Origin of the sequence: Bradyrhizobium sp. Mp27 (genome assembly GCF_029953005.1) — a bacterium.
Classification (GTDB): domain Bacteria; phylum Pseudomonadota; class Alphaproteobacteria; order Rhizobiales; family Xanthobacteraceae; genus Bradyrhizobium; species Bradyrhizobium barranii.
Genome location: NZ_JASAUS010000003.1, coordinates 185,558 through 197,555, shown reverse-complemented (window position 1 = coordinate 197,555; position 11,998 = coordinate 185,558). Strand labels below are relative to the sequence as shown.

Annotated in this window: 8 protein-coding genes and 1 pseudogene; 2 read left to right on the top strand and 7 right to left on the bottom strand. The window is 64.3% G+C overall.

Annotated features, from left to right (window positions below):
* Positions 1-34 precede the first annotated feature (34 nt).
* The 4 genes and pseudogenes from QJT78_RS03835 to QJT78_RS03820 all read right to left on the bottom strand — a co-directional run bounded on the left by QJT78_RS03835 (position 35) and on the right by QJT78_RS03820 (position 6,633).
* Complete coding sequence (locus QJT78_RS03835) at positions 35-2,254, bottom strand: acetate--CoA ligase family protein (RefSeq protein ID WP_028149110.1); 2,220 nt, start codon at positions 2,252-2,254, stop codon at positions 35-37.
* A gap of 218 nt (positions 2,255-2,472) precedes the next feature.
* A pseudogene (locus QJT78_RS03830) lies at positions 2,473-3,464 on the bottom strand (glycosyltransferase family 2 protein).
* A gap of 153 nt (positions 3,465-3,617) precedes the next feature.
* Positions 3,618-4,187, bottom strand: coding sequence for a class GN sortase (locus QJT78_RS03825; protein WP_028149109.1), 570 nt, complete (start codon positions 4,185-4,187; stop codon positions 3,618-3,620).
* Between the two features lie 181 nt (positions 4,188-4,368).
* Entirely contained in the window at positions 4,369-6,633 is a 2,265-nt protein-coding gene (locus QJT78_RS03820; protein ID WP_281460180.1) for a marine proteobacterial sortase target protein, read from the bottom strand.
* A gap of 186 nt (positions 6,634-6,819) precedes the next feature.
* Here QJT78_RS03820 and QJT78_RS03815 point away from each other — a divergent pair, with 186 nt between their 5' ends.
* Positions 6,820-7,590: a helix-turn-helix transcriptional regulator gene (locus QJT78_RS03815; protein WP_028149107.1), complete on the top strand. Its 771-nt coding sequence runs from the start codon at positions 6,820-6,822 to the stop codon at positions 7,588-7,590.
* Positions 7,591-7,625: 35 nt separating this feature from the next.
* Here QJT78_RS03815 and QJT78_RS53110 read toward each other — a convergent pair whose 3' ends face one another.
* Positions 7,626-7,940, bottom strand: coding sequence for a hypothetical protein (locus QJT78_RS53110; RefSeq protein WP_312017582.1), 315 nt, complete (start codon positions 7,938-7,940; stop codon positions 7,626-7,628).
* Positions 7,941-8,133: 193 nt separating this feature from the next.
* On the opposite strand from QJT78_RS53110, the gene QJT78_RS03810 reads away from it, so the two are divergent.
* Complete coding sequence (locus QJT78_RS03810; RefSeq protein ID WP_309248401.1) at positions 8,134-9,126, top strand: hypothetical protein; 993 nt, start codon at positions 8,134-8,136, stop codon at positions 9,124-9,126.
* On the opposite strand, the gene QJT78_RS03805 is transcribed toward QJT78_RS03810, so the two are convergent.
* Together QJT78_RS03805 and QJT78_RS03800 are read right to left on the bottom strand one after the other, a co-directional pair.
* On the bottom strand, positions 9,123-10,343 hold the full coding sequence (locus QJT78_RS03805) for an ABC transporter substrate-binding protein (RefSeq protein ID WP_028149106.1): 1,221 nt from the start codon (positions 10,341-10,343) through the stop codon (positions 9,123-9,125). The genes QJT78_RS03810 and QJT78_RS03805 overlap by 4 nt on opposite strands.
* Before the next feature lie 88 nt (positions 10,344-10,431).
* Positions 10,432-11,982: a long-chain fatty acid--CoA ligase gene (locus QJT78_RS03800; protein WP_028149105.1), complete on the bottom strand. Its 1,551-nt coding sequence runs from the start codon at positions 11,980-11,982 to the stop codon at positions 10,432-10,434.
* Between the last annotated feature and the right edge of the window lie 16 nt (positions 11,983-11,998).

The window sequence follows — 11,998 nt, the reverse complement described above, 5'->3', positions numbered from 1 at the left end:
GGAAGCGTAACCCGCCAATCCGCCTTACGCGACATCAATGCCCTGCGGCGCTTTTTGCCGCAGCATTGTTCAATACGATCAGGGCATCGACGGCGACGCCCGTTTTGGTGTTGATCAGGAACGGGTTGACGTCGATCGAGGCGATCCGGTCGCCGGCATCTGCAATCAAATTGGACAGGCCGACCAGTGCCTTCACCGCGGAAGTCTCGTGCAACGCCGGCTTGCCGCGATAGCCACGTATCTTGACGCCGGCCTTGGTGCGGCCGATCAACAGCCGCGCCTCGGCCTCGTCCAGCGGCGCACCGGCGAGCGCGACGTCCTTCATCAGCTCGATGTCGATGCCGCCGGTGCCGAACAGCACGACCGGACCCATCTCGGCATCGAGCGAGGCGCCGACCACGAGCTCGAGATCGGCCTTGACCTGCTGCGCGATCAGGATGCCGTCGAGCTTCGGCTTGCCCTTCAACTTCGCCACCCGCGCGGTGATGTCGGCGAATGCCTTCTTCACCTCGGCGGCGCTGTTGAGGTTCAGCACCACGCCGCCGATGTCGGATTTGTGCAGGATCTCGGCGCTGACGACTTTTGCCACGACCGGGAAACCGATCTGCTTCGCGATCTTCGCCGCGTCCGCGGCCGTCTGCGCTATCGCTTCCTTCGAGACCGGGATGCCATAGGCCTTCAGCAGCTTCTTCGAGGCGACCTCGTCGAGCGCGGCACCGCTCGCCGATTTCAGCGCCTTCTCCAGCACGGCACGGGCCGCAGGTTTCGAGCTCGAGACGATGTCGGGCACTTCCTTGCGCAGCTTCGCATAGGCGAGCAGCGAGTTGATTGCAGTCACCGCACGGTCCATGCCCTGCATGACCGCGAGATGCGGCAGCGATTTGCGCAGGCCCTTGGTGAACTCGGTGAAGCCGATCGACATCGCGCTGATGTAGATCACCGGCTTCGACGCCTGGCTCGCCATCTGGTCGACGATGCGCAAATTGCGTTCACGCAGTTCGTGCGGCGCCTTGGGCAGCTCGGCATCGATGATGACGATGTCGATATCGGGATCGTCGATCATCAGCTTGATCGACTTCATGTAGACGGAGGGATCGACCACCGCGGCAAAGCCCGCATCGAGCGGATTGCCGACGATCGAGCCGGGCCCGAGCATCTTCGCCAATTCGGAGCCGACGTGCGGGCTCAGCGGCGCAAAGTTCAGGCCTTCGGCATAGAAGGCGTCAAGCAGCATGCCGCGCTTGCCGCCTGATAGCGTGACCGCGGCAAGCCGGTCGCCCTTGGGCACGGCCGAGTGGACGAAGCATTCGGTGGTCTCGATCAGCTCGTCGAGCCCGCCGACCCGGATCACGCCTTCACGGGTCGCGATGGCGTCGAAGGTTTCGATCGAGCCCGCGAGCGCACCGGTATGCGCCATCGCCGCGGCTCGGCCGCCCTCGGACGAACCGAGCTTGAGTGCGATGACCGGCTTGCTTGCGGCGCGCGCGGCCTTGCAGGCGTCGCGAAACGCCTTCGTGTTACGCACGCCTTCGAGATAGACCACGATCACCTTGATGCTCGGATCCTCGGCGAAATAGCGCATCAGGTCCGGCGTCTCGAGCCCGGCCTCGTTGCCGGTCGTCACCATGTAACCGACCCCGACGCCGCGATCCTCCAGCGCCTGCCGGATCGCCATCACGATGGCGCCGGATTGCCCGGCGATCGCCACCGCACCCTGTTCCATGGTGACGACGCGGTCGTCGATATTGGTGAAGAGCTTTTCGTCCGCGCTTAAGTTTCCGAGGCAGTTCGGGCCGGTGACGGCGAGCCCCGTTTCGCGTATCGCGGCTTGCAATTCGGCAGCGAGCTTCTGGCTCTCCTCATCCTGCAACTCGCTGAAGCCCGAGGTGACGATGGTGGCCGAGCGCGCGCCGGCGGCGGCGGCGTCGCGGATCACCTGCACGGCAAAGCGCGCGGGCACCAGCACCAGCACGTGGTCGGGCTTTTCCGGGAGGCTCGCAAAATCCTTGTAGCAGGGCACACCCCAGATCGTCTCGCGCTTGGCGTTGACCGGATAAAGCCCGCCCTCGTAACCGTACTTGACGAGGTTGTTCCAGATGCGCTCGGCATAATTGCCGGGCTTGTCGGTCGCGCCCACCAGCACGATGTTGTGCGGGTGCAGCATGGCGTGGATGCCCTTGACGATGTCGCTGGCATCGGGCGCTGGAGACCATGGACGCGGAGAAACAGACGCAGCAGGTACCTTGGCTTCCATGGCGCTTCCTCACCTCTTGTTCTTGTTGCAGCGCGCTGTCTTGCGCCGGCGTCTGGCGGGACTGATCGTGATGGCTCCATGCCGCGTGGCGGAATGGCGGGTGCTTCGCGACAAGGCTAGCATCACCAGACTTTTGGCGAAAGTGCGAACGATCGGACGACGTGCCACGACTGCGTGACGCGCATTCCTTCAAATGGCGATCACGCCTCTGCTATCGTTCAGTAACGCAGCAGGCGCAGCTTGTAGGCGTAGTGATAGGCCAATTGCTTCGCGAGATAGGAAGCGATGGCGCGTCTGATCTGCATCTGCGTCGGATCGAAGCCGAGAACGCGGCGCCGCAGGATGCCATCTCTCTGACGCCGAGCGCGTAGGTCGAAGCCGTCTTCTGTGCATCGTGGATGCGGAAGCAGGCGAGAAATCGCGGCAGGCGCACGAACTTGAATTCCGCAGCTTGCGCCCGCAGGATGAAATCCCAGTCCATCGCGTAGTGGAAGCTCTCGTCGATGGGCCCGATCCTCTCCCACACGCGCTTGCGCCAGAACATCGTCTCCTGCGGGATGTAGTCGGCATATTGCAAAGCCTTGCCGTCATGAGGCGGCAGCACGGCGCGTCCGACCTCGAGCCCCTCGCGATCGACGAAAACGCGATGGCCGTAGACGATGTCGACATCGGGATGCGACATGAAGTAGTCGGCGACATAGGCGAGCGCTCCGGGCAGCAGCATATCGTCGCTGTTGAGATAGGCCATGATCTCGCAATCGGCACCGGCGAAGCCGAGATTGATGGCGTTCGACTGCCCCTTGTCCGGCTCGCTCGTCCAGCTGATGCTCTCACCTCGGCTCTTCAGGAGATCGATCGTGCCGTCGATCGAGGCGCCGTCCTGCACGTGATAAGTCAGCTTCGGATAGTTCTGACTGACGATGCTCTCGATCGTGGCGTCGAGATATTGCGCATGATTGTAGCTTGGCGTGACCATCGTGATCCGCGGCGCATTCGCCGGGATCGCAGGCGCAGGCGGGAAGGCAGTCAGGTTGAGCAGGCGCGGCGGATATTGCTCGAAGGTCCACATCGGCGGTCGTCGCCAGAGGCTCCGCAGCGAGGATCGTCTCTGTCCGGCAGCAATGAGGTCCTGATTCCGTTCCAGGAGCGCGACACGATTTTCGAGTTGCTCCAGCCGCTGTTCGAGGCGCTGCCTGAACTCGTCGTCCATTACAGGTTGTCCTGAAAATTACAGCGTCAAAAGATCAATCGGCTGTTCTTACAGGTCTATAGGAGGCGACGCCAGTTCAGCGGCCCGATCAAGCGCGGTTCCCCGGCTGTTCGGCGCGGTCTCTATCGATCCCGGATGGCCGATTGCGAACCGCTATTCACCTGTTTCGATCAAGGTGGCATGCAGGGTGTAGCGCTCGGGTCCGGGCGTGACGGCGTCGAAGGGCCAGCAGGTTGTGAGCACCAGCTCGACATCCTGCGCCGCGGGATCGATGCCGGACTCATCGAAGCGAACCACAGCGGAGGAATCCGCCCGATAGCGAAAGTGCTTTCCGTCACGGCGTGTGACATCGATTACGTCACCAATGGCGACATTCCGCAGGAAGCGGAAATGTGTATCGCGGTGCGCGGCATATACCGCAATGCCGCGCTCGCCGGCATCAGCCGTTTGGTGGATATGGCCGGGTCCGAAAGCGAGGGCCTGGCCGCTGGTGCCATCCAGCACGATCGCGCTGGCGCCGATCCGCTTCACCTCGATCCGCGCGACTGGCCAGGTGTCGGCCCATGACCATGGCTTGACCACGCCGCCGGTCGTAACGCTCCTGTCGAACGCGCGCTCCAGCAGCACCTGGGCGAGCCAGGCCTTGGCATGAATGTAGGCGCCGTCACCGAACAGGATGAGGCCGACAAGTGCAACAGCGAGGGGGGAGATGAGGCGGGGCATAATGGTCCTTCCCCCGTCATTGCGAGTGAAGCGAAGCAATCCAGACTGTCTCCGTGGCGGCAGTCTGGATTGCTTCGTCGCTTCGCTCCTCGCAATGACGGCTGATAAAAAGGCGCGCGCGGCCGTTGGTATGGGACGGGCAGCCGCGCGCGCTAACAGAGGAGTTCGGGGGGCTCCTCTCTCAAGCGGCGTCAGTGAGCAAGGGCTGACGCCGGTTGAACACGAACAGGATCAGGGCGAGCACGATCAGGATGAAGCCTGCGATCATCTTCAGCTCGGCCGAGGTCGCGGTCTTCGGCAGGCGGATCGCATCCGGCGCGGCGGGCGTCGGCCGCCTCGTCGCCGGCTGGTTGCGCGCATCCGCATGGCGTTCGCGCAATTGTGTGGGCGTCAGATGCGGTCGCTCGCCAAAGACCTTCTCGAAATCCCAGCCGGCCGGCAGGTTGAGCGGCAGCTCGCTGAGCTTGAGCGGCGCGCCCTCGGGGCGGCTCGGCGTCTTGTCGACCGCGACGAGGCTGGTGAGCCGCGTGACGATCTGGTGGTCGAGCGCCAGCGCCAGGATCGCCTTGTCGGAGTCTTCGGGCGTCATCTCGCGCATGGTACGCGCCACCTCGGCGTCGCCGATCTTGCGCTTGGCCCAGAGTTTTGACAGGCCCTTGCCTTCGGCGGCGTTTTGGAGCGGCAGCGTCACCGACCACGGACGGTCGCCGACGCGGCCCTTGATCTCGAGCGAGCCCGCGAGCTTGTCGAGCTTTGCCGCCAGCACCAGCGGTTCGTCGCGATAGACGTCGGGAATGATCGCAGGCGTCACGTCCGCCTTGGCATCGGAGAACTTTACGCTGAGCCCGGTCACCGCGGGGTTCTCGAGCTTGGCGAACAGGCCGCGCATGCGCTCCTCGACCTGCTCGACGGAGCCGATATGGGTGAAGGCCCCGCGGCCGAGCTCGGCGGCGCGCGTCATCAGATAGGTGTTGGGCGCGGATCCGATGCCGACCATGAACACGCGCGAGCGGCCCCGCATCGCAGTGATCGTTTCGAACAATTGCTGCTCGTTGCCGATCGCGCCGTCGGTCAGGAACACGACTTGGCGGACCATGTTGGTGTCGGCAAGCTTGTCAGTCAGCGCGGTGCGCATCGCCGGCACCATCTCGGTGCCGCCACGCGCCTGTAATCCATTCACGAAACCGAGTGCTTCGCCGAGATGCGCGGGGTCGGCCGGCACGGAGGTCGAGAACAGCACGTCCATGGTGTCGTCGAAACGGATCACATTGAAACGGTCATTCGGCTGGAGGCGGCCGAGGGCATAGAGTAGGCTCGCCTTGGCCTGGACGATGGAGGTGCCGCCCATCGAGCCGGAATTGTCGATCACGAATACGACCTCGCGCGGCAGCGGCTTTTGCGTCGCCTGCTCGGCACTGGGCGGGGTGACGAAGGCGAGCAGATAATCGGCATCGCCGATACGCTCGCGGAACAGTCCAACCGACGGTGCCTTCTCCGCGGCCGGCTTCCAGGTCAGCTCGAAATCGCGGTCGGCGGGCACAGTGCCGTCGGCAAGTGTGATGACGCGCGTCGTATTGTCAGGGCTTTCGGTCTTGACGTTGTGATGGTGGCTCTTGACCTCGCCGAGCGCAAAGCCGGCCTTCAGGCGCACCGTGATGCTGGTCGGATTGACCGGCGCATTTTTCGCGGGATCCAGCACCTGCGGCGAGATGCGGTCGCGATCCGGCACAGGGTTTGACGTCGTCGCGCCCCAGCCGGAGCCATCCTGGCGGAAGTCGACGCTCTGCACGATCGGCGCCGGATTGTAGCGCGGCCCGACCACCAGCGGCAGCCGCAGCGAATATTCGTCGCCGGATTGATGCACCGGCTCCTGATATTCGATCTGCACCAGCACGGTTTCGCCGGGACCGATATTGGCGACCGAATTGGTGAAGATGTTCGGCCGCTCCTGCTCGGTGAGCGCGGCCTTCTGGCCGGCGCGGCGCGCCTGCTCGTAGATCACGCGTGCCTGCTGCCGCTCCTTGATGTCGCCGATAATGACGCGGTCGCCGACCACCATCTTCAACGTGTCGACGGCGCCGTTGGTCGCGAGCGGATAGACATAGGTGGCCTCGACCCAGTCCTTGGTCGGGTTGCGGAACACTTGCGTGACGCGGGCGCGCAGCGTCGGGCCAGACACCGTGATGTCGATATCGGTGCCGAGGCGGATCGCCTCGGTATAGGCGCCGTCTTCCTTCAGCAGGAGGCTGCCGGATTTGGCATCGCCGGGCTGGAGCAGGCTGGCCTGCTCGGTCGTTGCCGACCAGCCCGGCTCGAAGCTCACCAGCAGGGCAATGAAGGCAACCAGGAGCATGGCAACGCCCTGCGCCAGAAGGAACACTCCGACCACGATGAGTCTTCCCAGCCAGGGGTGTTGGTAGCTGTCGACCGCGTCGTAATTGCTCATTTGGCCTGCTCCCGAAGGGTGTTTGACGATGGCGAGCATCGGTCGGGAGAGCTGGTTTCGCGAGCAGAACGATCGGCAATGTTTTGCCGCGGATGGCCCGGGCGGGCGGCCGCCGGGACGACCATGTACGGTTTTGTGCTGGTTTGTCCGCCCTGCTAGACTGGCGTCCATGGAGCAGGGCTGACGATGCAGATGCAGGATAAAGTCACCGACAGGCAGCTTTCGGACGAGCAGAGCCGCGAGATCGCGGAGACCATTCGCGAGGAGCTCGCCAGGCGCCGGATTTCCCGGCAGGCGTTGGCCGAGCAGGCCAAGCTCAGCCTGTCGACGCTGGAGAAGGTGCTCGGCGGCCGGCGGCCGTTCACGCTGGCAACGACCGTGCGGCTGGAGCAGGCGCTGGGCGTCTCCTTACGCAAAGGCGCCGCCGTGGTGACGCCTCCGGCCGCAAACGATGTCGCGCCCGACAGCCTCGGCTCCTATGCGCATCGCGCGGTGACGTGGCTCGAGGACGTCTACATCACGCTGCGGCCGTCCTTCGGCGACAAGGATGCGATCTTCGCCTATCGCACCGAGATCGTCTGGGAGCCGAAGGTGTCTTCGCTGGTGTTCCGCGAGGGCGAGCGGACCGATGCCGCCTATGAGCACACCGGCGAGGTTGCGGTGCCGCATCAATCCGGCTTCATCTATCTCGTCATCATCAAGCACGGCCAGCATCGCGTGATCACGGTGTCGCGGCCGACGGTTGCCGGCGAGATGTACGGCATCATCTCGACGCTCCGCGCCGGACCCGGCTCGCAACTGACGCCGATCGCGGCGCCGATCGCCTATGTGCCGCTCCGCAACGTCGCGAAGCCGTCCCTGGGACGGGTCGGCCCCGACGATGCCAACCACGCATTGTATGGAAAGCATCTGCGCCGCACGGTGGAGGAATCGTTCGCGCTGTTTCTGTCGGTATAGTCCGCGAGAAAGTGCCCGGAATGGTGTCGCGTGCGTTATAAGGGAACATGCAGGACGTGCCCGCACCATACGGCGGTGAATCTCCGCTGTTCTCCATCATCATCCCGCTGGAACATCACCGCGGGCAGTGGGAGCTGTCCTGGCTCGGCTGGACGTCGCAGACCGCCGACAAATCGCTTTACGAAATCATCCTTGTGGTGCCGCCTGATTTCAAGGCACTCAACGAGCTGAAGGCGCTCGCCGGCGGCAAAGCGCGCCTCGAATTCACCAATTCGGACCATGACATCGGGCTCTGCGCCTTCGGCGCCACCAAGGCCCGCGGCAAATATCTGTTCTTCACGGAGTCGCATTGCCGGCCCGAGCCTGACGTGATGGAGGCCTGCATCCGCGCGATCGACGCGCGTCCCGACTGGGCGGGGTTCTCCTGTCAGTCGGTGCCGATCTGCCATAACCGGCTGTCCGTGGCGGAGGCCGCCATGTACCAGGCCGACATCGAGTTCGGCATGAAGCAGTCCCTGGCGCAAGGTGCTGGACCAGTGCTTCGTGACGCGGCGCGACGTCTATTGGGAATGCGGCGGCCTGCGCGAGGAGCTCGGCCATTTCGCCGAATGGGTGCTCGCCGCCGCGTATCACGCGAGGGGCCATACGATCGGCTATCTCGAGGAGGCGCGCTTCCATCACTACTATATCGGCGAAATCGGCGAGCTGAAGACATTCACGCTCGATTTCGTGCACGGCGAGATCCGCTATCTCAGCGAAGCACGCGATGATCCCGGCAGCGAGCTGCTCGAAACTCCGGTCGAGTGGAGCAGCCGCGGCGATTTCAACGTCGCGCTGGCGCGTAGCGCCCTTGATGCACGGATGCGCGCCGGCCGTGTGACCGGCGAAGGCCTGCAGGCGATCGGGCGTTGGGGCGCGATCGCACTGGCCGGCGACCGCCTTGCGCTTGGTCTTGCACGTGTGTCGGCAGGCTATGCGCGCTGCTGTCTGACCGTGCTCACCATGGGCGGCTCTCGCGGCAGCATCGCGCGCTGGCTGAAGCGTTATATCGCCGCGCTGATCCATTATCAGCGCCTCTATTGCATCCGTAGTATTCGGGGGAGCCTTGGCGGAGCTGCGCAGAGTCTCGGCGATCAGATGGTCGCACAGGCCGGCTTCCATGCCTGGGAGGTCTGGCAGGGCCGCAGCTTCCGCTGGAGCGAGCCGGAAGCCGCCGTGCGGATCGAGGCGCCGCCGGGGCGCGCCATCATTCGCATCGCGTCGCCGGAGATACGCGGGCCGCTTGATCGGATCGGCGTGCAGTTCTATCTCGACGGCGTGCGCGTTGCGGATGCCGCGACCGTGATCGACGCGGGTGCCTTTGTTCTTCAGCTCGATCTGCCGCCATCGGGCGGGGCGATCCTGGCATGGGTATGTCCGCGCTTTGCGGCCATCGATGACCCGCGCCGGCTCGGCCTGCCGGTCGCGGGGATCGACGTCAGCGCAGGCGAAGACGTCAGCTGCACGTCTCCGCCCGTTGCTGCGATGCGTGGCTAGCCGCCCGTTTCGGCGCTGATGATGTCGCCGAACAGCTCCCACTGGCCCTTCTTGAACCGCCACATCTTGAGCTGCTCGATCGGCGCGAAGTCGGTGGCCGAGGTGTTGATCTTGATCCCCGGGATCAGCGTATCAGGGACGAAGTCCCTGAGGCTCGCGGCCTGCTTCATCACGTTCTCGCGGGTCAGATTGTCACCCGACTGCTTCAGCACCTGCACCATCGTCTGGGCTGCGGCATAGGCGTACACCAGATTGGCGTCCGAGATGTTCGCACCGGGCATGTACTTGTCGATGAAGGTCATGAACTTCTTCATGCCCTCGTCGTCCTTCCACTGCGGATCCGACGCATCCTTCAGGTAACCGGCCGACAGCACGCCCTCGGATGCTTCGAGGCCGGCCGGCTTCATCACCGCGCCGATCGACACCGAGACATCAGTCATCAGGTGCATCGGCTTCCACTCCAGCTCTGCGATCTTCTTGATCGCCTGGGCCGCGAATTTCGGGGTCGCGATGTTGACGAAGACATCGGCGCCGGTGCCCTTGAGCTTGACGATGTGGGCGTCGATCGACGGCTCCGAGGTCTCGTAGCTCTCCTCGGCCACGATCAGCTTCGATGCCTTGTCGCCGAATACGTCCTTGATGCCGGCGAGGTAGTCCTTGCCGAAATCGTCGTTGGCATAGAAGATCGCGACCTTCGCGTCCGGCTTCTCCTTCAGAATGTATTTTGCGAAGATCTGTGCCTCGACCCGGTAGCTGGGCTGGAAGCCCATGGTCCAGGGGAAGTTCTTCGGGTCGTTCCACTTGCTGGCGCCGGTGGCGAGGAAGAGCTGCGGCACCTTCTTGGAATTGTGATATTTCTGCACGGCGGTCTGGGTCGGCGTGCCCAACGCGTTGAAGACCAGGAAGACCTCGTCGCTCTCGATCAGCTTGCGGATCTGCTCCACGGTCTTCGGCGGCGAGTAGCCGTCATCATAGGAGATCCAGTTGATCTTGCGGCCGTTGATGCCGCCCTGGTCGTTGATCATCTTGAAATAGGCTTCCTCGGTCTTGCCGATGATGCCGTAGGCGGACGCGGGACCGGAATAGGCCTCGACATTGCCGATCTTGATCTCGGTGTCGGTGACGCCGGTGTCGTACGCCTTCTGCGCATACGCGGACGGGGTCGCAAGCAGCGTCAACGCCGTTGCTGCGGCAAGCAGGGAGAGTTTCTTGTTCATGAAAATTCCTTGGGGTTTTCTTTGCGGTTTCTTCTGGGTTGGAGCAGGCACGTCAGAAACGAAGAAGCGCCCGCAAGGGGCGCTTTGATCAGGCGTTGGCGACTTTCTTGTCGACTTCGGATGCCACCGAGAATTCCTTCCGCAACGTCGGCTTGTGGATCTTGCCGGTGGCGTTGCGCGGCAGCGCATCGACGAAGCGCACCTGTCGCGGGCATTTGAAGCGCGCGAGATTGGCCGCGCAGTGCGCAAAGACATCCGCCTCGGTCAGCCGCTGACCGGGCTTGGCCGCGACGATGGCGAGCCCTACCTCGCCCCATTGCGGATCGGGAATGCCGATCACGGCGGCTTCCGCGATCGCGGTGAGCTGATGCAGGACGTTCTCGACCTCGGCCGGATAGACGTTCTCGCCGCCCGAGATGTACATGTCCTTCCAGCGGTCGACGATATAGTAGAAGCCTTCCTCGTCGACGCGAGTCGCATCGCCCGTGTGCAGCCAGCCGTCGGTGAAGGACGTCTTGTTCGCCTCCGGCCTGTTCCAGTAGCCCGGCGTGATGTTCGGGCCCTTGACCCAGAGTTCGCCGAGTTCGCCGACCTCGGCATCGCTGCCGTCGGGTCGCACGATCCGCACTTCCGTGTGCAGCACCGGCTTGCCGGCCGAACCCGCCTTGCGCGCGGCATCCTCGCGATCCAGCACCAGCACGGCGGGCGAGGTCTCGGTCATGCCATAGCCCTGCTGCAGCGCGACGCCGCGCGCCTCCCAGACTTTCAGCAGCGGCACCGGCATCGGCGCGCCGCCGACACCGCAGACGATCAACCGGGTCAGGTCGGTGGTCGCGAAGGCCGGATGCTGCGCCATGAACTGGTAGATCGCGGGCACGCCGAAGAACACGTTGATGCCCTGCGCGGGATCGTTGATCAGGCCGAGCGCCGTGCCGGGATCGAAGGCGCGCATGATCATCACGGTGCCGCCGGCATGCAGCACCGGGTTGGTGTAGCAATTGAGCCCGCCGGTGTGGAACAGCGGCAGCACGGTGAGCAGCACCGAGGCCGGTCCGATGCAGGCGGGGCCGCCGAGATTGACGCAATTCCAGAACGTCATGCCATGGGTGATGGTCGCGCCCTTGGGATGGCCCGTGGTGCCCGACGTGTACATGATGGTCGAGACGTCATCGAGCGTGACCTCCTCGGCGCGGGCGAGCGGCTTGGCGGACGCGATGCCGGTCTCGTAGGCGCCGGCGGGGCCGAGCAGCAGGCTGGTCGCGACGTTGCAGAGCTTTGCGACGGCGAGCGCAGTTTCGGCCAGATCGGTGTCGTGAATCATCACCTTCGGCGCGCAGTCGCCGGTGATGAACTGGAGCTCGGGAACGGTGAGGCGGGTGTTCAGCGGCACGAAGACGGCGCCGAGCCGTCCGCAGGCGAACTGCACCTCCAGCGTATCGGTCGTGTTCAGCGCCAGCACGGCGACGCGGTCGCCGCGCGACACCTTGAGCGCGTCACGGAGAAATCCGGCGAGGCGCGAGACGCGGGCATCGAGCTGCGAATAGGTGAAGCGGCGCTCGCTCGCGAGGTCGATGACCGCGACCTTGTCAGGCGTACGGCGGCCGTGATGGACGATCCAGTCGTAATAACGAACGGCCAAAATCCCTCCCTCGGCG